Raw genomic sequence first — 22,041 nt, 5'->3', positions numbered from 1 at the left:
CGTCAAAAAACTTCTATTGAGAGATAAAGTTGCGTTGTGAGTGCCACGCAAGGTTCCTGCCAGGATCCCTGGAATGGCACGACCTCAAGCGATTCCATCGTCGGACACGGCTCCGCCGTTCGGCGCGAACGCCGCGGGTCGGATCAGTGATGTCAGAGATGGAGGGGTCGCGAGGTCAGCGCGTACTCGGCGCTCCGTCACACGCGGGAGGCTGAAGGTCGGACTGATCTAAACCGGCATCATTGGGATTGGAGACTTGTTTCAATACCGCGTTGAGTCCGTAAGACATGATACCTCCCCGTCCTGCCGTGATTGCTCACGGCAAGGTCCTGCGTGTCTAAAAGACAACCGCGTCGAACTCCGTCGCGGATGCCTGCCCGAGTACTAGTCGTCCGCTCGACTTCGCCCTCATGCGTGCCGGGGTAGCTTCGCGACGTCTCTCATATGTGCCAGGCACGAACGGGAAGATCCCGCTTGGAGACATTCAGACAAAGAACTACCATTCCCATCTTGCAATGGGTTTTGAACCGACAATCGCTTTTTGAAGCGTCGCCTACGTGCACACCGCCGCCGATTTGCACGCTCGCCCCGTTTCCGATACCGCGCTGGTCTCTAGATCGTGGGCGCCGCTGACCACTTAAGGAATACACTATGCGGAAAGACTCGCAACGGAATTGATTCACACTTGAGGCATCAAAAAACTTGATCTGCGTTAACGCCGCGCAGGAGTTGTTCACAGGCTTCGGAGCAAGTTTTTGGATTCGTGCACAGATTCGAAAACGCCGCGCGTCATGTGACAATTCTGGGCCGCTGCCAAATTATTTTTACAAAAGCGTCACGCTCTCGACGCGCGAACGAGTTTTCCAAATGCTTGTCGCCACTATGTCGATAAGTGATTAGCGAGACATCGTTTTTTGAGTCTCGTTTCACAGGGTAACTCCCTGGCGTATCGCGATCCTGTGAAACTACGGTGTGCAGAACTCGCACCCCCGGGAGTTCAACTTGCGCCCGCCTCGCAGGGGTTTTTGCAATGCAGTGAAAGTTTCCGCTGTTGCAAAATCACACGCGGTAAAATTACGGAGCGCATTATCATGCGGACGATGCAAATCTTCCAGGCGAAGAGCGACTGCATGCGTGAATATGACAGACAACAAAAAAGCCCGGCGCGATGCCGGGCTGTTTGACGCGTGCGATGTTCGACCGGATCGCCCGATCGAATGACTTGCTAGATCACTGAGCGAGCTTGGCGATCTGCGCGGTGAGCCGCGAGACTTTGCGGCTGGCGTTGTTCTTGTGAATGATGTTGCGCTGCGCGGCGCGCATCAGGGCGGGCTCGGCATTGGCCAGCGCCTTGACGGCGGCGGCGCGATCGCCGGTCGCGATGGCTTCTTCGACGGTGCGGACGGCACCGCGCATCTGTGTGCGGCGCGACTTGTTGACGGCAGTGCGGCGGGCGATCTTGCGCGTCGCTTTCTTGGCGGAGGTGGTATTGGCCATGGTCTCAATATCCTTTGCGGTACCGGTCGCGTCTTGGTCGGGTAGCGCCGGCTGCTGGACCGCTGAATCGACGCTCGGATTTAGGGTGTTCGGTTGCTGGGCTATTCCCGGAACATGAGCGACAACCTTGCGGTTGTCTCTGAGGCGCCAAGGAGTTTTAAGCTCAAGGTGCCTGCAACTGCTCAAAGAACAGCGGCGGCAGGATTGCGCCCACCGCCAGTTGGCGCCCTTATAGAGAGGGTCTTGGGCACCGTCAACGCTTTCCGGGGCTGGAAAACAGCCCTCGGGTGCTCCAAGAGGGCGTTGTAACGCCCTGAAGAGGTTGAATTTCTGCCGTTCCCCGGCTATTGGCTGGCAGCGTTCCAGGGGTCGTCCGGTCGGACGATCATATAAGGTGAGGCATGATCCGCGGCTTTTTCCGACTGATTGGGCTGTTGCTGCTCGCCGGCGGGTTCATCTTCATGGTCTATGACGGCGCCCGCTGGGTGGCCGACCAGACCCTGAAGTTCACCCGGTTCGGCCAGTTCTGGAACGACATCAATCAGGCCAGCCAGACGGCGTTCCGGACCTGGGTCGAGGCCAAGGCGCCCTGGCTCTGGACCTCGGTGATCCGCCTGGTGCTGGATCAGCCGGTTTTCGCCGTGCTCGGCATTTTGGGGATCCTGCTGATGATCCTGTTCCGGCCGCGGAAACCCTTGATCGGATATTCCAGGGACTGAGCAGCCGATGGGGCGCGGCGTAACAAGGCTGCCCTCGCTGACGTAGAACCCTATATTCCCCACCTGATCGCGAGCACGCCGCCTGAGCGCTCGACTTCTCTCGCGCGCTCAAGCGACGGACAGCTCGTTGCGGAGACCCATCATGCTGTTCATGCGCAAGACCACCGCATTGCCGAGCGCCACGGAAGCGCTGCCCGGCCGTGCGCAAGCCATTCCCACCGCGACCATCCATTTCGTCAACGGCGCGAAATTGCAGCCGCCTTATCCCGCAGGCCTCGAGCAGGCCGTGTTCGGGCTCGGCTGCTTCTGGGGCGCCGAGCGCAAATTCTGGGAGCTCGGCGACGGTGTTTACGCGACCGCCGTCGGCTATGCCGGCGGCCACACGCCGAACCCGACCTATGAAGAGACCTGTTCGGGACGGACCGGCCACACCGAAGTGGTGCTGGTCGTGTTCGATCCGAAGAAGGTCTCCTACGGGACGCTGCTGAAGACATTCTGGGAGAGCCACAACCCGACGCAGGGCATGCGTCAGGGCAACGACGTCGGCACGCAGTACCGAAGCGCGATCTACACCTATTCAGACGCGCAGAAGAAAGCGGCCGATGAATCGAAGGCGCTCTATCAGAAGGCGCTTGCCGCAAAAGGCCTCGGCGCCATCACCACCGAGATCGCGCCTGCCGGCGCGTTCTATTTTGCCGAGGACTATCATCAGCAATATCTGGCGAAGAACCCCGCCGGCTATTGCGGCTTGGGAGGCACCGGCGTGTCCTGCCCGATCGGCGTGGGCGTCAGCGCGTAAGCTAGCCACAAAGGTGGTGCGCCTCTCCCGCTTGCGGGAAAGGTCGACGCGCCCCGGGCGATGCGCAGCATCGTCCCGAGCGCGGCGGGTGAGGGCTCTTTCCTCTTGGGGAGTCTTCCTAGTGGAGACACCCTCTCCCCAACCCTCTCCCGCAAGCGGGAGAGGGAGCGCACCGCGGTCGTCGCACCGTCATCGCCGCCCACTCAACGCTTTATTAACCATAACCAGTGCAAGACTGGATCTGTCTCGTTTCGAGGGATGGGGTCCGGTGCCGGTTGCACGCGCGTTTCGATGGTCGATCTTGACAGCATCCTTGGCAGCGTCCGCCGCGCTTGCCCTCGGCGGCTGTATGCAGACCGCAGGTCCCGTCGCGGTCATGCAGCCCCGTGCCGATCTCGACTCCATGGCCTATGGCCAGCCCTACGTCGCCCCGCAGCCGGTTGTCGTCGCCGACGGTGGCGGCGCCATCGGCGCATTGCGCAATTCCTTCGCCTCCTCGCCTGCGCCCATGCCGGTCGGCTACGCCGCGCCGATGGCGGCGCCGGCGCGCTACGACTCCTCCTACCATCTCGACGCCGGCGACAAGCTGCGTGTCGTGGTCTACGGCCAGGAAGGTCTCTCCAACAGCTACGCCATCGATGCCGGTGGTTCCATCACCATGCCGCTGATCGGCGGCGTGCCGGCACGCGGCCGTACCCCGGCGGGTCTTGCCGGTGACATCGCCGCGCGGCTGCGCAACGGCTACATCCGCGAGCCGTCGGTCGCCGTCGAAGTCGAGTCCTACCGCCCGTTCTTCATTCTCGGCGAAGTCACCGCCCCCGGCCAATACCCCTACGTGCCGAACATGACGGTCGAAAGCGCGGTCGCGATCGCCGGCGGCTTCTCGCCGCGCGCCAAGCGCGACGTCGTCACTGTCACGCACACCGAAGCCGGTGGCGCCATGCGCGCCGTCGTCCCGCTCGGCACGCCGCTGGCGCCGGGCGACACGGTGTTCGTCGGCGAGCGCTGGTTCTAGCTCACCTTCTGAAATCCAGTCGCCCGTTCGGAAAACATCCGTCGATCCGCGCCTCGTCGACCACAAGCCCAACCCACGGCCGCATGATCGCGGGGTTGGTCAGGTTGATGTATTTGCCGATGAGGCGCGCGCCCTCGCGCGCCGCGTCGATCAGCCCGTGCCGCCGGCCATGGTCCCAGTCGAAGCGCAGATAGATGCGTCCGCCTGCAACTCGCACCTCTGCGCGCCCGTCTTTCCAGGCCTCCGGCGTATCGCCGGCCATGGTCGGATCGGCGCCGCCATTCCAGCGGCTCGCCCAGATGCCTTCGAGCGGATCTGACAGTGCAGCGATGGAGGCCCATGCTGCCGCGTTGACGTCGCCGGCATCGCCGGCAAGCGTCGCCGTTGCGGCATAGTCCATGACGTCATGATCGTTCGGCGAGGGCACATCCATTGTGCCGAACGGGTTGCGGATGACGATGTTCGTGTTGGCCTGTTGCATCACGATCTCCCGGCGTCAGTTGGCTTGATCGGCCAGCTCTATCGCCGGGTAGCGTGACGCGACCACCCGATTCCCGCTCTCGCTATTTCAGATGCTTCGCGAAAAATTCCAGGCTGCGCGGCCAGGCGATGTCGGAACTCGTCTTGTCGTAGCTCGGCCGCTCGTCGCAATGGAAACCGTGCTGGGCGCCGGGATAGACGAACACTTCGACGTCCGGCCGCTTCGCCTTGACGGTCTCGACATCGGTCAGCGGAATGCCGGCATCCTTCTCGCCGAAATGCAGCTGCGTCGGCACCTTCGGCTTCTCGTCGGCGAAGCGCACCACGGCGCCGCCGTAATAGCCGATCGCGGCCTTCAGGCCCGACAGCCGGGTCGCCGCGACGAAGGCGATGCTGCCGCCCAGGCAAAATCCGATGATGCCGACCGGGCCGACACTCTTGACCGCGTCGATCGCAGCCTGCGTGTCGCGCAGCATCGCGTCCCAATCGGGACTGGCAACGAACTTGCGGGCTTCAGCGATCTCGTCGGGTGTGTAGCCCGACTGGAAGTTCGGTGAGGTGCGGTCGAAGATCGACGGCGCGATCGCGACATAGCCCTCCTTGGCGAGGCGGTCGCAGACCGAGCGGATATGGTGATTGACGCCAAAGATCTCCTGGATCACCACCACCGCGCCCTTCGGCGCGCCTGAAGGGTCAGCACGATAGGCGCCGAGCTGGAAATTGTCGGAAGCCGTCAGCTTGATGTCTTGTCCCACGCGGGTTGTCCTTTTTGGTTGGTCGTTGATTGCGAACACCGCTCTATCCCCTCATCCTGAGGAGCTTGCGCAGCAAGCGTCTCGAAGGATGAAAGGCCGAGATGCGAGAGCCGGGCCTGCATGGTTCGAGACGGCGCTTTGCGCCTCCTCACCATGAGGGTCGGCGATCACTCCCACATCCAGTTCTCGCCGTAGTCCTCCTTCCATCCTGCCAGCCGTCCGTGACGGAATTGCAGGAACAGGCGGTGGCGGTAGAGGATCAAGCCGCTGCCGCCGAGATTGCGCAAGACGAGGTAGATCTCGTTGCCGGGGCGGCCCCGCACATATTGCAGGGGTTGCCCGAGGGCGCGCGCGGTCTGCTCGGCATCCATGCCGAAGGCGAGCGGCGTGTTGTTCGACAAGGTCGCAACGAAGGGCCGGCGCGGTGGCGCCATGCCGAACGGCTCGGCCTGCGCCGACATCGAGAGCAACACCGCGCCCGCAGCCAATATCGTCCGCTTCATTGCCTGTGTTCCCGTTCGATCGCCTATCCCGGCAAGTTCTTCAGGAAAGGCACCACTGCGTCAACAAAAGCCTTGGGCTGGTCGATGTTGACGGCGTGACCGGCGGCGGGGATCACGACCTTTTGTGCGCCGGGGATCTTTGCCGCCATGTAGTCGGACGCAGCCAGAAACGGCGTATCGTCGGCGCCGACCACGATCAGGCTTGGCACCTTGATGTCGGCCAGCAGCTCGATCACGCGGGCGTCGCGCTGGGTCAGCATGCCGCGTGCGGCAAGCGCCAATCCCCTGGCGTTGCGATGGCTCGCGGTGGCGCGCTCGCGTGTCGCCGATTTCAGCATATCGAGACCTTCGCGATCGAGCTTGTCGGCGGTGCCGAGCGCCCGCGCGTTCCAGGCTTCGCGCGCGTCGTCCTTCTTGAAGCCGGGGCCGGTGTCGATGATCAGCAGCGCGCGGGCGCGCTGCGGATAAGCGCGATAGAATGCGAGCGACATGTAGCCGCCGAGCGACAATCCGCCGATGATGGCGCGCTCGCTGCCGACTGCATCCAGGATCGCGGCCATGTCGCCGATGGTGAGCGCTTCGCTATAGGCCTTCTGATCATCGGGATAGTCGGACTGGCCGTGGCCGCGCATGTCCCACAGGATCAGCTTGTGATCCTTCGCGAGCGCATCGACCTGCCCATGCCACATCGCCGAGGTCGAGGAATAGCCGTGGGTGAGCAGCAGCGGCGGCCCGTCGCCATGGACTTCGTAATGGATCCCGACGCCGTCTCTGTTGATCTTCGGCATTGTGTCCGCCCTTTCCTTTTTATTCTAGCCGCGACCTCAGTGCTTCACCCTCCCCTGGAGGGGGAGGGTCGGCTCACAGTGAGCGCAGCGAAATGTGAGACGGGGTGGGGTGACAGTCTCTCCATTTCGAACGGTGTTCCTCGCGGAGAGATCACCCCACCCCGCTCGCGCTCCGCGCGATCGACCCTCCCCCTCCAGGGGAGGGTAAGAGTTCGCTTGCGATAACATCTTAGCGTGCCAAGTTACTTCGAAGAAACTGCCTGAGCGCATTGGCACTCATGTCTAGACGGGCTGCCTGTTGCGTTCAGTCGCTGCATCAGCCTCGTTTTCGCAACGCACAACATTGAGCTGTCGCGATAGTTTCGAGCGATTCCAAATTGCATTTGCCACGACGCATGAACGCGATCATTCTCGCGATCAAGGTGGACGCCAGCCCGGTGGGCGTTCGCTGCTCAAGTTGCCGCCGTAAGCGGCTTCATGCACCGGCAGGGGAAGACGCCTATGCCAACTCTCACCATCAACGGGCGGAGTCTGTCCGTGGATGCGGCGAACGACACGCCGCTCCTCTGGGCGATCCGCGAGCAATTGCAGATGACAGGCACCAAGTTCGGCTGCGGTGCCGGGCTGTGCGGCGCCTGCACCGTGCATGTCAACGGTGAAGCCGTGCGTTCGTGCCAGACCATGGTCGGCGATGTCGCCGGCAAGAAGATCACCACCATCGAAGGCCTCGCCCCCAAGGGCGATCATCCGCTGCAGAAGGCGTGGATCGCCGAGCAGGTGCCGCAATGCGGCTACTGCCAGTCCGGGCAGATCATGCAGGCGGCCTCGCTGCTTGCGAAGAATCCCAATCCGACCAAGGAAGAGGTGGTCGCGCATATGGACGGCAATCTCTGCCGCTGCATGACCTATTCGCGGATCCAGAAGGCGATCATGCGCGCCGCGACCGAGATGCGCACCGCTTCCGCCTCCGGCAACGAACGGAGGCCCACATGAATAAGCACGTGAAGAACGTCGCCTCCGAGACGACGGATCTCAGCCGCCGCTCCTTCCTCGTCGGCGCCGCCGCGTCCGGCCTTGTGCTCGGCTATGCCGGCGTGCCCGGCATCGGCGAAGCGCTCGCCGCGCCTTCGAACTTCGAGCCGAGCGTCTGGTATGCGATCGCGCCGGATGGTCTGGTCACCGTGACCTGCGGCAAGGCCGACATGGGCCAGCACATCGCCTCCACCATGGCGCAGATCGTCTGCGAGGAACTCGGCGCGAAGTGGAGCGATATGCGGGTCAACCTCGCCTCCAACGATCCGAAGTTCAACGACCCCGTGCTGGGCGCACAGATCACCGGCGGCAGCTGGTCGACCATGATGAACTTCGACGCCATGAGCCGTGCCGGTGCCGCCGGCCGCATGGCATTGACGGAAGGCGCGGCCGCCGCGATGGGCGTGCCGGCGTCGGAACTCGTGGTGCGCGATTCCATGATCGTGCACGCGAAGTCGAAGAAGCAGATGTCGTTCGCCGAAATCGTGAAAAGCGGCAAGGCGACGAAAACCTTCACGCCTGATGAGCTCAAGGCGATCAAGCTGAAGACGCCGGATCAGTACACCATGATCGGCGTATCGGTGCCGCAGCTCGACATCCCCTCCAAAACCAACGGCACGGCCAAATACGGCATCGACGTGATGCTGCCGGGCATGGCCTATGGCGCGGTGGTCACCCCGCCGGTGCGCTTCGGCGCCACGGTGAAATCGGTTGACGACTCGGCTGCGAAGAAGGTGCCGGGCTTCATCAAGGCCGTCACCCTCGACGACAAGACTCAGACCACGTCGGGCTGGGTCGTCGCGGTGGCCAGCACCTATGCCAACGCCAAGAAGGCGGCGGCAGCGCTGAAGATCGCCTATGACGGCGGACCGAACGCGAAGGTCTCGAGCGAGACGCTGCTCGATGAAGCCAAGCGGCTGCAGAAGCTGGAGGATTCCGGCCAGTTCTTCGTCAAGGACGGCGATCCCAATGCGGCGTTCGGCACGGCCGCGAAGGTGCTGGAGGCGGAGTACACCACCAGCATCAACATCCACGCGCCGATGGAGCCGATGAACGCCACCGCGGAGTTCAAGGGCGACATCCTGCACATCTATTCCGGCAACCAGTTCGCGACGCGCTCCGGCGCGATTGCGGCAGGCGCTGCCGGGATCGATCCGAAGTTCGTGGTCATGCACCAGATGTGGCTCGGCGGCGGCTTCGGCCGCAGGCTCGACGCCGACATGATGATCCCGGCGGTGCAGGCGGCGAAGGCCATCGGCAAGCCGGTGAAGGTGATCTACACGCGCGAGAACGACATGACGATGGATTTCTCGCGTCCGCTCACCTACCAGAAAGTGAAAGCCGGCGTGGATGGCGACGGCAAGCTCGTCGCGCTCAGCCATGACGTCGTGTCGGCCTGGCCGACTGCGCGCTGGGGAATTCCCGACTTCCTCACGCCCTCGGTCGACAAGAAGGGTCCGCTCGATTCCTTCACGGTGAACGGCGCCGACTTCTTCTACACCGTGCCCAACCATCATGTGCGCGCGATCAAGAACGAGCTCGCGCACAATGCGACGCCGTCCGGGCAGCTTCGCTCGGTCGCGCCCGGCTGGACGTTCTGGGCGGTCGAAAGCATGATCGACGAGATCGCCGCTGCGGCCGGCAAGGACCCCGCGCAGTTCCGCATCGCGCTGCTGGACGGCAAGGGCAAGAACGACGGCGGTGCGCAGCGGCTGCGCAACACGCTGCTCGCCGCGATGGGCCTGTCCGGCTACGGTACCAAGCAATTGCCGAAGGGCGAGGGCATGGGCGTTGCCTGCGTCTCCTCGCAGGAGCGCGCAACCGCGAGCTGGACGGCCTGCGTCGCCCATGTCGCGGTGGCGCCGTCGGGCGAGGTGACCGTGAAGAAGCTCACGGTCGCAACCGACGTCGGCACCCAGGTGCATCCCGACAACATCCGCGCCCAGGTCGAGGGCGCGGCGCTGTGGGGCCTGTCGCTGGCGATGTACGAAAAGGCGACGCTCAAGGACGGTGGCATCGAGCAGACCAATTTCGACAGCTACACGCCCTTGCGCATGAGCCAGATGCCGGAGGTCGCGGTCGCCGTGATCGCCAACGGCGAAAAGGCCACCGGCGTCGGCGAGCCCGCGGTGACGGTCGTCGCCCCCGCGATCGGCAACGCCATCTTCAACGCCAGCGGTGCCCGCGTGAGGGCGCTTCCAATCACGGCCGAAGCCGTGAAGGGCGCGATGAAGGCGTAACAAAGGGCATTATTGCGAGGAAATCCGATCCGCCGGAGGGGCAACCCCCGGCGGATTTTTCGTTCGAGAAAACCTAGTCTTTCCAATGGCCTTTCTACTGTGCATGGGGTTGTTTTCGCCGTTTTTGATTGGAACCGCCCCAGCAGCCGATCCGTAAAATTGCGCACATTCCCTCAGGGTCCCGTTGAGCACGCCTCTTAAGGGCCGGAGAACCTGATCCGGCTTAGGCTGACGCCAAATACAGTCCCGTGCTTTTGGGGAAGCCATGAACGCGCCAGCCAAATCCGCCGCCAAACGCCGGCTTCTGCTCGCTTCCGACCGGAGCGACGAGAGCACCGAGCTTGCCAGCATCCTGAAGGCCGTGGGCGACGTCTCGACGGTGACGACGCAGGACATTCCCGAGCAGCCGTCGCGCGATCTGTCCGGTCTCGTGGTCGACATCAATCTGCGTTCGCCCGAAAGCGTGCAGCGGGTGCGCAACAAGCTGCGCGGCGATGCCTATCGCACCATGCCGCGCCTGTTCGTGCTCGCCGATGCTCTGCATCACGGCACCATGCAGGCCTGGGCGCTGGGCGCCACCGACACGATCTCGCGGCCGCTCCAGCCCGAGGACATCCTGCAACGCATCCGCGCCGCGTTCCCCGACACCGCCACCTATGACGCGACCGACCGCGGCAAGACGCTCAACCGCGGCGTCGAGGCGGCTCACGCGGTGCTGGCGAAGATGTTCGAGAAGCTGCCGCTCGGCGTGCCCCTGACCTTCGACGACGTCATCGCCGCCGAGAGCAAGATCCTGAAGGCGATCAAGCACTCCTCGCTGCGCGAATGGCTCACCACCGTCGGCTGCCATCATGTCGGTAGCTACCGGCACTGCCTGTTCGTCACCGGCTTCGCCGTAGCCTTCGCGCAGCATCTCGGCATGCGCGAGGACGACCAGCGCCGCCTGACCCGCGCCGCGTTGCTGCACGACGTCGGCAAGGCCTTCGTTCCCTCCGTGCTGCTCGACAAGCCCGGCAAGCTCACCGACGAAGAGATGGCCGAGGTGCGGCAGCATCCGCGCCGCGGCTATGACGCGCTCGCGGAGCAGGGCGGCTTCCCGCCGGAGATGCTCGACGTCGTCCTGCATCACCACGAATTCCTCGACGGCAGCGGCTATCCGAATGGCCTGTCGTCGAACCAGATCAGCGACATCGTGCGGGTCACGACGATCGTCGACATCTACGCGGCGCTCGTGGAGAAACGCGCCTACCGCATGCCCTTCACGCACTCCCGCGCGTTCGCGATGATGGAAGGCATGGGCGGCAAGCTGGATCAGCAGCTGCTGCAGGCGTTCCGCCCCGTGGCGCTGGGGTCGTTCTGAGCGCGGTGCCGTAGTCTTGTAGGGTGGATTAGCCGAAGGCGTAATCCACCTCTTTAGTTTCCGCGGTGACAGAAGTGGTGGGTTACGCTGGCGGACTGCGCTTCGCGCAGCCGCGAGCTAACCCACCCTACGACCGCGTGCCGTTTGGTGGCGCTACCCCACCATCTTCCTCAACTCCGCCTTCGCCACCTTCTCCAGCGTCGAGCGCGGCATGTCGTCGACGAGCCTGATCTCGCGCGGCACCTTGAAATCCGCCAGTCCCGCGGAGCAGGCCGCCATCACGCGATCATGCAGGTCGGGCGCAGCGCCCGCGATGCCGCCGTGCGGGATGATGAACACGACCGGTACCTCGTCCAGCATCGGATGCTTCTTCGCGACCACCGCGGCCTCGCGCACGCCTGATACGACCGCGATCACCTGTTCGATCTCGGAGGCCGCGACGTTCTCGCCGCCGACCTTCAGCATGTCCTTGGCGCGGTCGCCGAACCTGATGAAGCCGTTCGCGAGGCGCTCGACGCGGTCGCCGGTGAGGAAGAAGCCGTGCGCGTCGAAGCTCTCGCGCGTCGCCTTTTCGTTGTGCAGATATTCGGCGAACAGCGACAGGCCGGGGATGCCCTTGATCGAGAGATTGCCGGTGTCGCCGACCTCGGTCGGCCGTCCGTCATCGTCGGTGATGCGGATCTGATATTCGGGAGCCGCGCGCCCGATCGACATCGGGATGTTGGGCTGGTCGACCTCGCCGACGATGCCGTGGGTGATGGTCTCGGTCATGCCCCACCAGCCGATGATCTTGACGCCGAAGGCGGCAAAGGCCGGCGGCTCGTTGATGGCGGTGCCCCAGAGGCGGAATTTGTGATCCCGGGGGATCTCCTGCTCGAGCAGCGCCTTCATGCAGAACGGAATGGTCGAGGTCCAGGTCGAGCCGTGCTCGCGCGCGACGCGCCAGAAGCGGCTTGCGGAGAACCGCGGCTGGATCACGCAGGTGGCGCCGACCCACAGCGTCGCCAGCATCGAATAGGCCAGCGCGTTGGTGTGGAACAGCGGCAGATAGGTCTGGTGCACGTCGCTCGCGTGAAGGTCCTCATGCGCGGCGTTGATCTTGGCGCCCCATAGGGCATTGGCATGGGTCCACAGCACCGCCTTGGGGCGCGACGTCGTGCCTGACGTGTACTGCACGCTGCACGGCGCCAGCGGATCGGTCGCGCGTTGCGGCCGGTCGGCGCTGTCGGCGAACAGCTGCTCAAAACTGTCGCCGCGCGAGACCGCTTGCGCAGGCGCGGCGCCCGCATCATGCGAGGTCACCGCCAGCCATCGGATGTTGCGGCAGTTCTGCGCGACGATCTCCGCATAGGCCGGCTGCGTGATCGCGGCGACCGCGCCGCAATGATCGGCAAAATATTCGATCTCCGCCGGTGCCGAACGGGTGTTGGTGGTCACCGCGATCGCGCCGAGTTCGACGCAGGCGAACCAGGCCAGCAGCGCCTCGATGCAATTGTCGAGATGAATGAGCACGTACTCGCCCGGCTTCACGCCGCGCTTCGCCAGCCCCGCGGCGAGCGCGCCGACCCGCTCGTGAAACTCGCCATAGCTCCAGCGCCGTGCCGGCGCATCGAACGGCGCCCAGATCAGGAACGCGTGGTCGCGGCGCACCTCGGCGCGCATCTTCAGCAGCCAGGGCACGTCGAGCCCGTCGAACGGCCCGACGAGCCCGGCTGCGGTCTGTTGAATCGGCATGAATCCTCCTGTGCAGCCTGCATCTTGCTGGCGACTGCTTTTGGATGATTGCGTCTTCCTGCTCTCTCCGCCGTCATTGCGAGCGCAGCGAAGCAATCCAGAATCCCTCCGTCGAGGCAGTCTGGATTGCTTCGTCGCAAGGGCTCCTCGCAATGACGGTGGTCGGGACGGGCGGCGCGGCCCTATCGTCCACCGTCTTGGTACGACGAAATCTCGATCAGGCTGCCATCCGGGTCCCGGCAATAGACCGAGCGTAGCGTGCCGCGGGCGCCCTGCTTGGGAACCGGGCCTTCCTCGATCGCGACCCCATGTGCCTTCAAATGCGCCACCACCTCGTCGGGTGCGGCAGAGGTGAGGAAACACAGGTCCTCGCTGCCGGCGGTCTGGTGCTCCGCGGTGAACCACTCCACCTTGTCGGCATCGCGCGGCCGGACGTTGATCTTCTGGTTACCGAATTGCAACGAAGTCCGCGGCGCTTTGCCGCCGCCGGGGTCGAACACCTTGACTTCCATGCCGAGAATCTTGCGGTACCACTCGGCGGTCACTGCGACGTCGGCGACGTTGATCACGAGGTGATCGAGGGCTTCAACCTTGACCGGCATGCCTTATCCTTTCGTCGTGATGCGCCCGGCGCACTTTCCGCCTGCGGCAAGCTTTGTTACAACCGCGTCGACGCCACTTTGAAGCTATCTTGCTTTCAAGAACAACACGTTGGGAGAACCCTTGATGATCACTCGCCGTTCCGCGCTGGGCCTGCTCGCCGCCAGTCCGCTTGCAGCCACCCCGCTGTCGAAGGCCCTTGCCGCCGACTATCCGGCCCGGCCCGTGAAATGGGTGGTCGGCTATCCGCCGGGCGGCGCCACCGACATCCTGGCGCGGCTGATCGGTCAGCGGCTGTCGGAACGGCTCGGCCAGCAATTCGTGATCGAGAACAAGCCCGGCGCCGGCAACAACATCGGCACCGAATCGGTCATCAATGCCGAGCCCGATGGCTACACGCTGCAGCTGGTCAATCCGGCCAACTACATCAACGCCTCGCTCTACGCCAACCTCAAGTTCAACTTCGTGCGCGACATCGCGCCGGTGGCCTCGTTCCAGCGGGTGCCGAACGTGATGACCGTCAACAAGGACGTTCCGGCCAAGAACGTCGCCGAGTTCATCGAATATGTGAAGGCCAATCCCGGCAAGGTGAACATGGCCTCGTCCGGCAACGGCACCTCGGTGCATCTGTCCGGCGAGATGTTCATGGCGATGACCGGCTGCAAGATGCAGCACGTGCCCTATCGCGGCGCGGCGCCCGCGATCACCGACATGCTCGGCGGCCAGGTGCAGGTGATCTTCGACAACATGCCCTCGATCATCCAGCACATCCGCTCAGGCTCGCTTCGCGCGATCGGCGTCACCACCACGGAGCGCTCGCCGCAGCTGCCCGACGTGCAGGCGATCTCCGAGACCGTGAAGGACTACGAGGCCAGCGCGCTGTTCGGCATGGGCGCGCCGAAGAACACGCCCAAGGAGGTCATCGCCAAGCTCAACAATGAGATCAATACGCTCATGCAGGAGCCCGACATGACCAAGCGCCTGGTCGAGCTCGGCGGCGAGCCGCGGGTGCAGACGCCCGAGGCGTTCGGCAAGGAGATCGAGGCCGAGACCGCGAAGTGGAAGAAGGTCGTCGAGTTCGCCGGCCTGAAGGTCGAGTAGCGGACTTGTGATCGTGGAGAATGGAGCCCTGCCGCTCGGCAGGGCTTTTTTCTTGCGTATGTGATGCTGCTGATCTGGAATAAAGCGGCGCGGCGAAACCTGATGATATGTGGCTTCGTATCTGGTGCCACCAAAGGAGGAGTTGGGATCATGCGCATGATGCAATTGGCGCTGCCGGCGCTGGCTGCCATGGTTCTCGCCGGTTTCGCCATCACCGCGCCCGCCGAGGCCCGCAACTATCCCTGGTGCGCCCAGGGTGGCGAATTCGATTATCCCGGTGAGTGCACCTACAGCACCTATGAGCAATGCCAGGCGAGCGTGTCAGGACGGCTGCTGTACTGCGGCCCGAACCCGATGGTCGCCTATGGTCAGGCCCCCTGGCCGCAGCTGCGGCCGCAGCGCCGCACGCGGCCCGTCGCGCCGTACTGATCGCACGTCCGAGCCACGAAGCCGCCGCGGCGCATTTTCGCGCGATCGCTCCGGAATAAATCGGCTCCGCCAGCCTTTCTCTCAATGAGGTCGCATGTCGCGCGGCGAACATGGGAGATCGGTCATGCGGAAAGCGCAGTTCGTGCTGGGCACCATGGTTCTCGTATGGCTCGCTGGCGGTAGCCCGGCGCGCGCGGATTACCCGTGGTGCATCCAGGATTCGGAATTCGGCTATCCCGGCGACTGTTCCTATTACACCCGCGAACAGTGTCAGGTGAGCGCGTCCGGCCGGAAGGGCTTTTGCGGACCGAATCCCGCGATGATCACGCGCCCGCCGCCTCCAACGCCGTTGCGCGGCCGGTACATTCCGCCAGGCTAGCTGCGTCTTTCGCGCTCCGGTGACCGCTGCCTGATCACGCAGTCGTGCAGACCCGCGCACGCAAGTCTCTACTTGACCTCAGCGCGTTCGAGATTACACTAAACCATATGGTTAAGTATAAGGATGAAGCGCTGGACCGGACTTTCGCGGCGCTGTCCGATCCGACGCGGCGAGCCTTGCTGGCGCGCCTCGGCGGGCAGGACAGCCTGTCGGTGAGCGAGCTGGCCGCGCCGTTTCCGGTCTCGCTGCCGGCGATCATGAAGCATCTCGACGTGCTCACGGATGCAGGCCTGATCGTGCGGGAGAAGACCGGTCGCACGGTCTTCTGCCGGCTCACCGCGCAGCCGATGGAGCAGGCGATGAACTGGCTCAATCGCTACGCGCAATTCTGGTCCGAGAAGTTCGACCGCCTTGCCGCCTTCGTGGAGGAAGAGACATGGCCAACGCAGCCGTCAACGCCGATCCCCGCCCAGCGGAACGTCCAAGCCTCACCCTCACGCGCCGGCTCCGCGCGCGGCCGGAAAAAGTCTACGCCGCCTGGACGCAAGCCGAACAGCTAGCGCAATGGTTCGGGCCGCCGAACATGAAGTCGGCGACGCTGAAGGCCGAGCTCGATGTCCGCACCGGCGGTCACTATCGCATCAGTTTCACCCGCGACGACGGCGAATATTTCGAGGCGGCCGGCAGCTATCGCGAGGTCGTGCCGAACGAGCGGCTGGTCTTCACCTGGGCCTGGCATTCGACCCCGGAGCGCGAATCGCTGGTGACGATCACGTTCAAGCCCGACAGTGCCGGCACATTGATGATCTTCCACCACGCGCAGTTCTTCGACGAAACCGCGCGCGATAACCACAAGCGTGGCTGGACCTCGTTCCTCGACAAGCTCGACGCCTTCGTCGCCTGACCTTAGGAGGATACCATGCAGCAACATCAGATCGTCTCGCGCGAGCAATGGATCGCGGCCCGCAAGGCCCATCTGGCGAACGAGAAGGAGCTCAGCCAGGCGCGCGAGCGCCTTGCCGAGCAGCGCCGCGCACTGCCCTGGGTGAAGGTCGACAAGGACTATGTGTTCGATGGACCGAACGGCAAGGTGACGCTCGGCGACCTCTTCAGGGGCCGCCCGCAGCTCGTGGTGCAGCATGTGATGTTCGCGCCCGATTGGGAGGCCGCGTGCAAGAGCTGCTCGTTCTGGGCCGACGGTCTTGATCGCATGGTGCCGCACCTCGCCGCGCGCGACACCAGCACGGTTGCGATCTCGTTGGCCCCCAGCGCCAAGCTCGAAGCCTTCAAGGCGCGGATGGGCTGGACCTTCGACTGGGTCTCGTCGGGAAGCAACGACTTCAACTACGACTACGAGGTCTCGTTCACACGCGAGCAGATCGACAAGGACGTGCCGAAATACAATTTCGGCACCACGCCGTTCTACGGTCCGGAGCTGCCCGGCATCAGCGTATTTTACCGCAACGACGCTGGCGAGATCTTCCATACCTATTCATGCTTCGCCCGCGGTCTCGACATGATGAACGCGGCCTATCAATATCTCGATCTCACCCCGCTCGGTCGCCACGAGGGCGGTCTGCCCTATCCGATGGACTGGGTCCGCCTGCGCGACGAGTATGCGCCGCAGGCGGCGAAGGCGGCGTGCTGCCACGGGTGAGTTCGTGGTGAGGCCGTAGCCCGGATTGCGCTGCGCTCCATCCGGGCTACGCAGCCGGCCTCAGCCACTACCGCTTCGCGTCGGCCTGCTCCGTGCCGTTGCACGAGATCAGCATCGTATACGGCCGCGCGTTGCCGGCGATGTCGGTGGTCTTGAGCTCGCCCTTCGGCTCGGCGGTCTGGTAGGGCACTACGGAATTGTCGAGGAAGTCGCGCAGCACGCCGGTCTTGATCGCGAAGTTGATGTTTTCGGGAATGTTGCCGGTCGCAACGGCGATACGGAGCGCGTCGACTTTTCCGGTGACCACGCCCACGACCTGCCCGGCGGTATCGAACAGCGGGCCCCCGCTGTTGCCGGGCTGCACGGGTGCGCTGATTTGCAGGAAACGCGTGTCGTTGCGCAGGCCGCTGAGCGAGCTCACGATGCCGGTCGTCACCGTGAAATCCGAGGTCAGCATCCCGTGGTAGGGGAAACCGATCGCGACGACGGAATCGCCCGAGCGGATCGAGCGGTCGCGGATCCGAACAAAGTCCTTGAAGGTCGTTGTCGACGGCGCCTGCAACAAGGCGAGGTCGTTGTTGGCATCGCTCGACACGACGCGCAACGTCATCGCGGCCTCGCCGGTGAGGTTGCCCTTGATGTCGCCGACGCACCCGCTGATCACGTGATTGTTGGTGACGACGTGTCCGCTGGGACTCACGACAAAGCCAGTACCGCTCTTGGATCGGGTCGGCTTGCCGCCGGCCGGCGGTGATCCCTGCTTGTCCGGGGCGGTCTGCGGCTTCGCCGCAACTTTGGTGAAATCGCCGGCCTTGTTGAGCCCGTCGGCCTTCACCTTGGTGACGCAATTGGCCAATGCGGCGATCACAGGCCCGGTCGAGGTCAGGTCGAAATTCAGGACGGCGCGGCCGGCCGTTGCGACCATCAGGCTCGCCTTCTGAAACGAGCGCACGACATTGACCGGCATGATGGCCGTGAGCATGTTGGGCTGGTACGCCGTAGCGTACAGTCTGGCCTGCTCCTGCCCGTCAAAGGTCACGTCGATCGCGGCATTCTCGCCCTTGTTGAAGCGGTAGCTCGGACTCGCAAAGGCGAGTGACCACGTGCCGGCGGCATTTTGGCTCACGACGAGGATGACACCGTTGGCATAGGGCGTCGTCGCGGCGCAGTGAGAGAAGTCTCCCGTCGCGTCATTGCTGAAGGCGCCGCCGATCCAGTTGCCGACATTGACGCTGCCGAATGGCCCGGCAGCATATGCGACGCTTGCGGCACCCACCTGCAACAGAAGCGCAACGACCAATGACTTGAGCCACATAACTTTCCCCCGGAACGCTTTTGGACCCATCTTATCTGCGAGAGGATGACCTGCGCAACCGGCGGTTGCTCGTCTGGATCTGATCCCGTGTCGGCAACTTTCCGGCTTGCCTTTACTTTGCGATGCTATATACTTTGCGATACAAAGTGACGGGGGCGGGCAGTCCCCATCTATGGGCGGAGCGGGGTTTTGGCGTTGCCAATGCGCGATCTGGACAAGGCGCTGGCTGACATCGTGGCGATCCGCAACCAGATTGCGGCGGGCACGGCGTTCCGCGGCTATGGTCCGGCGACGATGGCTGCGACCGGCGCCGTCGCCCTCGTCACGGCGATCCTGCAATTCTGGCTGCTCGGCGATCCCACGAGCGAGCCGCTCGGCTTTTTCCTCGGCTGGTTCATTGCCGCCGCGCTGTCCGGCCTGATGATCGGCATCGAAATGCGCGCGCGCCTGCGCCGCCATCATTCCGGTCTTGCCGATGCCATGATCCACCAGGCGGTCGAGCAGTTCCTGCCCGCAGGTGTTGCGGGCGTGCTGCTTGCGGTGGTGATGTGGAAGTTCGCCGCCGAGACGCTGTGGCTGCTGCCGGGCTTGTGGCAGATCCTGGTGTCGCTCGGTATTTTCGCGTCCGTCCGCTCGCTGCCGCGCACCGTCGCGCTCGCCGGCGCATGGTATTTCGTGTCGGGCTTCGCCGTGCTGGCGCTGGCGAGCCAAACCCATGCGCTGTCGCCATGGACCATGGGACTGCCTTTCCTGATCGGGCAGTCGGTGATGGCGGGCATTCTGTATTTCGCGTCCGGAGACCATGATGTCGAAGACTGACAGCGCACCCTTTTCCTATGAAGGGCTCGACCGCGTCATCCACGAGAAGGCGCGGCTCGGGCTTCTGACCTCGCTGATGGGGCATCCAAAGGGCTTGGCATTCGCCGATCTCAAGCAGCTCTGCGGCCTCACCGACGGGAATCTCAGCCGGCATCTCGCCGTGCTCCAGGAGGCCGGCCTCGTCGAGGTGACCAAGGGCTATGAGGGCAACCGCCCGCACACCACCTGCCGCCTGACCAAGGCCGGCCGCCGCCGGTTCCTCGACTATCTCGCCGTGCTCGAACGCCTGGTGCGCGACGCCGCCAAAGCCGCCGGCCGCGAGGCGCCGCCGCCGCTTGGCCGTCTCGGTATCGTCTCGACCTGATTCCCCCCTTTTTGACCGGAGACTTTGCAATGCAAAGTGACATGACCTCTCGCAACGAGAAGCTTCACGTCGGCATCATCATGGACGGCAACGGACGATGGGCGACCCGCCGCGGCCTGTCGCGCGTGCGCGGCCACGAGGCCGGCGTCGAAACGATCCGGCGCATCGTCGAGGCCGCGCCCAAGCAGGGCATCGGCACGCTGACGCTCTACGCCTTCTCCACCGACAATTGGCGGAGGCCGAAAGCCGAAGTCGCTGCGCTCATGACCTTGCTGCGCTTCTATCTCGCCAACGAGGTGCAGAGCCTGGTCAAGAACGGCGTGCGTCTCAGCGTGATCGGCCGCCGCGACCGCCTGCCTGACGGCATCGCCAATGCGATCGCGCGTGCCGAAGACGCCACCGCACGCGGCAGCGCGCTGCACCTGCGCATCGCCGTCGACTACTCGGCGCGCGACGCCATTCTCAATGCAGCGGCCAAGGCGGCGGCGCTGACCAGCCTCACGCGCGAGGCGTTCTCGCAGCTCGTCACCGGCGAGGCGGGTCTTCGCGATGTCGACCTCATCATCCGCACCTCGGGCGAGAAGCGGCTGTCGGACTTCCTGCTTTGGGAAGGCGCCTATGCCGAGCTGCATTTCACCGAGCGGATGTGGCCTGAATTCGATTCGGGCGATCTCGCCACGGCGCTGGCCTCCTTCCATGGCCGCGAGCGCCGCTTCGGCGGCCTCCAGGCGATCATGCCGGAGGAGGTGCCTTCACTTTCCCGGGCGTGACGCTGAAGGCGGAGCAGAGCAAGGGTCTCCGCGGCAGTCATGCTTGATGTCTTCGGGTTCAGTCGGGGGATTGGGCTTCATTAAAGGAAGTGGGACGGACGATCACGCCAACCAAAGCGGGAGCGAAAGTCCATGCGTGTTCTTCTCGTCAACGTGCCTCATCCCTCGATCGGCAGTCGGATTCCGGACGACCATCTGCCGCCGCTCGGCCTGCTCGCGATCGGCGGTCCGCTGCTCGACGACGGTCATACCGTGCGGCTGATCGATGCCGAGTTCGGCCCGATGCCGGTCGCGGAGATCATCAGCGCAGCGAACCGCTTCGCTCCGGATGCGGTACTGTTCGGGCATTCCGGCTCGACCTCCGGGCATCCCGTGATCGCGGAGATTGCCCAGGCCCTGGTGAAGGCAAGGCCAGGCGTGCTGATCGTCTATGGCGGCGTGTTCCCGACCTATCACTGGCGCGACATATTGCGCGACGAGCCCTATGTCAGCGCCATCGTGCGCGGCGAGGGCGAGGAGACCGGGCGCCGCCTGATGCGCGCGCTGGAATACGGCCACGATCTCGGCGACATCGCCGGTATCGCGTTTCGCGACGCCGCCGGTCCGCGCGCGACGCCGCCGGCACCTGTGATCGCGGACCTCGACGCCTATCGCGTCGGGTGGGAGTTGATCGATCACGCGCGCTACAGCTATTGGGGCGGCTTGCGTGCCGTGGTCGTGCAGTTCTCGCGCGGCTGCCCGCATCTGTGCAATTACTGCGGCCAGCGCGGCTTCTGGACGCGCTGGCGCCATCGCGATCCCGTGCGCTTCGCCAGGGAGCTGGCGCGCCTGCATCGCGAGCACGGCGTCAAGGTCATCAACTTCGCCGACGAAAATCCGACCGTGTCCAAAAAGGCGTGGCGCGCCTTCCTCGAGGCGCTGATCGCCGAGAATGTCGATCTGATCCTGGTCGGCTCGACCCGCGCCGACGACATCGTGCGCGATGCCGACATCCTGCATCTCTACAAGAAGGCCGGATGGCAGCGCTTCCTGCTCGGGCTGGAGAACACCGACGAAAAGACCCTGGAGCTGATCCGCAAGGGCGCCACCACCGCGACCGACCGCGAAGCCATTCGCCTGCTGCGGCAGCACGGCATCCTGTCGATGGCGACCTGGGTGGTCGGGTTCGAGGAGGAGACCGATCGCGATCACTGGCGCGGCCTGAAGCAGCTGCTCGCCTACGATCCCGACCAGGTTCAGCTGCTCTACGTCACGCCGCACCGCTGGACGCCGTATTTCCGGCTTGCCGCCGACCGCCGCGTGATCCAGCCCGATCGCCGGCGCTGGGACTACAAGCACCAGGTGCTGGCCACGCGTTACATGGCGCCGTGGCGCGTGCTGGTCTGGTTCAAGTTCACGGAGATGGTGCTGCAGTGCCGCCCCAAGGCGATCTGGCGCGTGCTGTTCCAGCCCGATGCGGGGCTGCGTCACGCCATGCGCTGGTACACGCAGATGGGCCGCAGGGTCTGGCCGCACGAGATCTTTGAATTCTTGCGCGCGCGACGGCTCAAATGGGGGCCGACGGTGCGGGAGTTCTGGGGCGCGCCGCAGGAGGCGAGGAGCAGTCGATGACGGCAGCACGGCCGGAACGGCGTGTCGGCAGGCGCGAGGCGGCTTGAACGTCGCCCGTGTGTGACGCACGGCAC

At 64.4% G+C, this 22,041-nt stretch carries 22 protein-coding genes and 2 pseudogenes; 16 read left to right on the top strand and 8 right to left on the bottom strand.

Annotation, left to right across the window (positions count from 1 at the left end; genetic code table 11):
* Positions 1-1,230 precede the first annotated feature (1,230 nt).
* A complete protein-coding gene (gene rpsT, locus NLM15_RS43450) occupies positions 1,231-1,497 on the bottom strand; it encodes a 30S ribosomal protein S20 (RefSeq protein WP_254124111.1) in 267 nt (88 codons plus the stop codon).
* Between the two features lie 401 nt (positions 1,498-1,898).
* On the opposite strand from rpsT, the gene NLM15_RS43445 reads away from it, so the two are divergent.
* The 3 genes from NLM15_RS43445 (at position 1,899) to NLM15_RS43435 (ending at position 4,030) form a co-directional block, all read left to right on the top strand.
* Positions 1,899-2,216 (top strand): hypothetical protein, encoded by a 318-nt coding sequence (locus NLM15_RS43445; RefSeq protein ID WP_091898220.1) that lies wholly within the window; start codon positions 1,899-1,901, stop codon positions 2,214-2,216.
* A 142-nt stretch (positions 2,217-2,358) separates the two neighbouring features.
* The gene (gene msrA, locus NLM15_RS43440) at positions 2,359-3,015 is read left to right on the top strand and encodes a peptide-methionine (S)-S-oxide reductase MsrA (protein ID WP_254124110.1); all 657 of its coding nucleotides are present in this window, start codon (positions 2,359-2,361) and stop codon (positions 3,013-3,015) included.
* Between the two features lie 268 nt (positions 3,016-3,283).
* Positions 3,284-4,030 (top strand): polysaccharide biosynthesis/export family protein, encoded by a 747-nt coding sequence (locus NLM15_RS43435; RefSeq protein WP_254124109.1) that lies wholly within the window; start codon positions 3,284-3,286, stop codon positions 4,028-4,030.
* Position 4,031: 1 nt separating this feature from the next.
* On the opposite strand, the gene NLM15_RS43430 is transcribed toward NLM15_RS43435, so the two are convergent.
* From NLM15_RS43430 to NLM15_RS43415, 4 genes are all read right to left on the bottom strand, one after another.
* A complete protein-coding gene (locus NLM15_RS43430) occupies positions 4,032-4,511 on the bottom strand; it encodes a hypothetical protein (RefSeq protein WP_254124108.1) in 480 nt (159 codons plus the stop codon).
* Between the two features lie 82 nt (positions 4,512-4,593).
* Positions 4,594-5,265, bottom strand: coding sequence for a dienelactone hydrolase family protein (locus NLM15_RS43425; RefSeq protein WP_254124107.1), 672 nt, complete (start codon positions 5,263-5,265; stop codon positions 4,594-4,596).
* A 167-nt stretch (positions 5,266-5,432) separates the two neighbouring features.
* Positions 5,433-5,768 (bottom strand): hypothetical protein, encoded by a 336-nt coding sequence (locus NLM15_RS43420; protein ID WP_254124106.1) that lies wholly within the window; start codon positions 5,766-5,768, stop codon positions 5,433-5,435.
* Positions 5,769-5,791: 23 nt separating this feature from the next.
* On the bottom strand, positions 5,792-6,556 hold the full coding sequence (locus NLM15_RS43415) for an alpha/beta fold hydrolase (RefSeq protein ID WP_254124105.1): 765 nt from the start codon (positions 6,554-6,556) through the stop codon (positions 5,792-5,794).
* A 501-nt stretch (positions 6,557-7,057) separates the two neighbouring features.
* On the opposite strand from NLM15_RS43415, the gene NLM15_RS43410 reads away from it, so the two are divergent.
* The 3 genes from NLM15_RS43410 to NLM15_RS43400 all read left to right on the top strand — a co-directional run bounded on the left by NLM15_RS43410 (position 7,058) and on the right by NLM15_RS43400 (position 11,188).
* A complete protein-coding gene (locus NLM15_RS43410) occupies positions 7,058-7,549 on the top strand; it encodes a (2Fe-2S)-binding protein (protein WP_254124104.1) in 492 nt (163 codons plus the stop codon).
* Positions 7,546-9,828, top strand: a complete 2,283-nt coding sequence (locus NLM15_RS43405) for a molybdopterin cofactor-binding domain-containing protein (protein ID WP_254124103.1) — start codon at positions 7,546-7,548, stop codon at positions 9,826-9,828. The genes NLM15_RS43410 and NLM15_RS43405 overlap by 4 nt, the downstream gene beginning before the upstream one ends.
* 265 nt (positions 9,829-10,093) lie before the next feature.
* Positions 10,094-11,188: an HD-GYP domain-containing protein gene (locus NLM15_RS43400; RefSeq protein WP_254124102.1), complete on the top strand. Its 1,095-nt coding sequence runs from the start codon at positions 10,094-10,096 to the stop codon at positions 11,186-11,188.
* A gap of 153 nt (positions 11,189-11,341) precedes the next feature.
* Here NLM15_RS43400 and NLM15_RS43395 read toward each other — a convergent pair whose 3' ends face one another.
* Both NLM15_RS43395 and NLM15_RS43390 read right to left on the bottom strand, forming a co-directional pair.
* Positions 11,342-12,922, bottom strand: a complete 1,581-nt coding sequence (locus tag NLM15_RS43395) for an ATP-dependent acyl-CoA ligase (RefSeq protein ID WP_254124101.1) — start codon at positions 12,920-12,922, stop codon at positions 11,342-11,344.
* Positions 12,923-13,104: 182 nt separating this feature from the next.
* Complete coding sequence (locus NLM15_RS43390) at positions 13,105-13,524, bottom strand: VOC family protein (RefSeq protein ID WP_254124100.1); 420 nt, start codon at positions 13,522-13,524, stop codon at positions 13,105-13,107.
* Positions 13,525-13,648: 124 nt separating this feature from the next.
* On the opposite strand from NLM15_RS43390, the gene NLM15_RS43385 reads away from it, so the two are divergent.
* From NLM15_RS43385 to NLM15_RS43360, 6 genes and pseudogenes are all read left to right on the top strand, one after another.
* Entirely contained in the window at positions 13,649-14,623 is a 975-nt protein-coding gene (locus tag NLM15_RS43385) for a tripartite tricarboxylate transporter substrate binding protein (RefSeq protein WP_254124099.1), read from the top strand.
* 150 nt (positions 14,624-14,773) lie between these two features.
* The gene (locus NLM15_RS43380) at positions 14,774-15,052 is read left to right on the top strand and encodes a DUF3551 domain-containing protein (protein WP_254124098.1); all 279 of its coding nucleotides are present in this window, start codon (positions 14,774-14,776) and stop codon (positions 15,050-15,052) included.
* A gap of 124 nt (positions 15,053-15,176) precedes the next feature.
* On the top strand, positions 15,177-15,431 hold the full coding sequence (locus NLM15_RS43375) for a DUF3551 domain-containing protein (RefSeq protein ID WP_254124097.1): 255 nt from the start codon (positions 15,177-15,179) through the stop codon (positions 15,429-15,431).
* A gap of 107 nt (positions 15,432-15,538) precedes the next feature.
* Complete coding sequence (locus NLM15_RS43370; RefSeq protein WP_254124096.1) at positions 15,539-15,991, top strand: helix-turn-helix transcriptional regulator; 453 nt, start codon at positions 15,539-15,541, stop codon at positions 15,989-15,991.
* Between the two features lie 11 nt (positions 15,992-16,002).
* Positions 16,003-16,335 (top strand): annotated as a pseudogene (locus tag NLM15_RS43365) (SRPBCC domain-containing protein); the annotation flags it as partial.
* A gap of 15 nt (positions 16,336-16,350) precedes the next feature.
* Positions 16,351-17,088 carry a DUF899 domain-containing protein gene (locus NLM15_RS43360; protein ID WP_254124095.1) on the top strand — a complete coding sequence of 246 codons (738 nt, stop codon included), beginning with the start codon at positions 16,351-16,353 and terminating at the stop codon, positions 17,086-17,088.
* Positions 17,089-17,155: 67 nt separating this feature from the next.
* On the opposite strand, the gene NLM15_RS43355 is transcribed toward NLM15_RS43360, so the two are convergent.
* Complete coding sequence (locus tag NLM15_RS43355; protein WP_254124094.1) at positions 17,156-18,403, bottom strand: S1C family serine protease; 1,248 nt, start codon at positions 18,401-18,403, stop codon at positions 17,156-17,158.
* 201 nt (positions 18,404-18,604) lie between these two features.
* Here NLM15_RS43355 and NLM15_RS43350 point away from each other — a divergent pair, with 201 nt between their 5' ends.
* The 4 genes and pseudogenes from NLM15_RS43350 (at position 18,605) to bchE (ending at position 22,014) form a co-directional block, all read left to right on the top strand.
* On the top strand, positions 18,605-19,222 hold the full coding sequence (locus NLM15_RS43350) for a hypothetical protein (protein WP_254124093.1): 618 nt from the start codon (positions 18,605-18,607) through the stop codon (positions 19,220-19,222).
* Positions 19,209-19,586 (top strand): transcriptional regulator, encoded by a 378-nt coding sequence (locus tag NLM15_RS43345; protein WP_254124092.1) that lies wholly within the window; start codon positions 19,209-19,211, stop codon positions 19,584-19,586. The genes NLM15_RS43350 and NLM15_RS43345 overlap by 14 nt, the downstream gene beginning before the upstream one ends.
* A gap of 29 nt (positions 19,587-19,615) precedes the next feature.
* The gene (locus NLM15_RS43340; RefSeq protein ID WP_254124091.1) at positions 19,616-20,356 is read left to right on the top strand and encodes a di-trans,poly-cis-decaprenylcistransferase; all 741 of its coding nucleotides are present in this window, start codon (positions 19,616-19,618) and stop codon (positions 20,354-20,356) included.
* Between the two features lie 132 nt (positions 20,357-20,488).
* Positions 20,489-22,014 (top strand): annotated as a pseudogene (bchE, locus tag NLM15_RS43335) (magnesium-protoporphyrin IX monomethyl ester anaerobic oxidative cyclase).
* Positions 22,015-22,041 lie beyond the last annotated feature (27 nt).

The sequence above is a fragment of the Bradyrhizobium sp. CCGB20 genome, assembly GCF_024199855.1.
Classification (GTDB): Bacteria; Pseudomonadota; Alphaproteobacteria; order Rhizobiales; family Xanthobacteraceae; genus Bradyrhizobium.
Note: the sequence above shows the minus strand (reverse complement) of the source record. Positions and strands in the feature narration are given on the sequence as shown.

What these genes read in the sequence shown, in the direction of transcription:
- rpsT (WP_254124111.1), bottom strand. Translation starts at nt 1,497, where the DNA reads ATGGCCAATACCACCTCCGCCAAGAAAGCGACGCGCAAGATCGCCCGC.
- msrA (WP_254124110.1), top strand. Translation starts at nt 2,359, where the DNA reads ATGCTGTTCATGCGCAAGACCACCGCATTGCCGAGCGCCACGGAAGCG.
- NLM15_RS43355 (WP_254124094.1), bottom strand. Translation starts at nt 18,403, where the DNA reads ATGTGGCTCAAGTCATTGGTCGTTGCGCTTCTGTTGCAGGTGGGTGCC.
- NLM15_RS43395 (WP_254124101.1), bottom strand. Translation starts at nt 12,922, where the DNA reads ATGCCGATTCAACAGACCGCAGCCGGGCTCGTCGGGCCGTTCGACGGG.
- NLM15_RS43360 (WP_254124095.1), top strand. Translation starts at nt 16,351, where the DNA reads ATGCAGCAACATCAGATCGTCTCGCGCGAGCAATGGATCGCGGCCCGC.
- NLM15_RS43375 (WP_254124097.1), top strand. Translation starts at nt 15,177, where the DNA reads ATGCGGAAAGCGCAGTTCGTGCTGGGCACCATGGTTCTCGTATGGCTC.
- NLM15_RS43380 (WP_254124098.1), top strand. Translation starts at nt 14,774, where the DNA reads ATGCGCATGATGCAATTGGCGCTGCCGGCGCTGGCTGCCATGGTTCTC.
- NLM15_RS43350 (WP_254124093.1), top strand. Translation starts at nt 18,605, where the DNA reads ATGCGCGATCTGGACAAGGCGCTGGCTGACATCGTGGCGATCCGCAAC.
- NLM15_RS43415 (WP_254124105.1), bottom strand. Translation starts at nt 6,556, where the DNA reads ATGCCGAAGATCAACAGAGACGGCGTCGGGATCCATTACGAAGTCCAT.
- NLM15_RS43385 (WP_254124099.1), top strand. Translation starts at nt 13,649, where the DNA reads ATGATCACTCGCCGTTCCGCGCTGGGCCTGCTCGCCGCCAGTCCGCTT.
- NLM15_RS43370 (WP_254124096.1), top strand. Translation starts at nt 15,539, where the DNA reads ATGGTTAAGTATAAGGATGAAGCGCTGGACCGGACTTTCGCGGCGCTG.
- NLM15_RS43410 (WP_254124104.1), top strand. Translation starts at nt 7,058, where the DNA reads ATGCCAACTCTCACCATCAACGGGCGGAGTCTGTCCGTGGATGCGGCG.
- NLM15_RS43390 (WP_254124100.1), bottom strand. Translation starts at nt 13,524, where the DNA reads ATGCCGGTCAAGGTTGAAGCCCTCGATCACCTCGTGATCAACGTCGCC.
- NLM15_RS43445 (WP_091898220.1), top strand. Translation starts at nt 1,899, where the DNA reads ATGATCCGCGGCTTTTTCCGACTGATTGGGCTGTTGCTGCTCGCCGGC.
- NLM15_RS43420 (WP_254124106.1), bottom strand. Translation starts at nt 5,768, where the DNA reads ATGAAGCGGACGATATTGGCTGCGGGCGCGGTGTTGCTCTCGATGTCG.
- NLM15_RS43400 (WP_254124102.1), top strand. Translation starts at nt 10,094, where the DNA reads ATGAACGCGCCAGCCAAATCCGCCGCCAAACGCCGGCTTCTGCTCGCT.
- NLM15_RS43345 (WP_254124092.1), top strand. Translation starts at nt 19,209, where the DNA reads ATGTCGAAGACTGACAGCGCACCCTTTTCCTATGAAGGGCTCGACCGC.
- NLM15_RS43405 (WP_254124103.1), top strand. Translation starts at nt 7,546, where the DNA reads ATGAATAAGCACGTGAAGAACGTCGCCTCCGAGACGACGGATCTCAGC.
- NLM15_RS43340 (WP_254124091.1), top strand. Translation starts at nt 19,616, where the DNA reads ATGCAAAGTGACATGACCTCTCGCAACGAGAAGCTTCACGTCGGCATC.
- NLM15_RS43430 (WP_254124108.1), bottom strand. Translation starts at nt 4,511, where the DNA reads ATGCAACAGGCCAACACGAACATCGTCATCCGCAACCCGTTCGGCACA.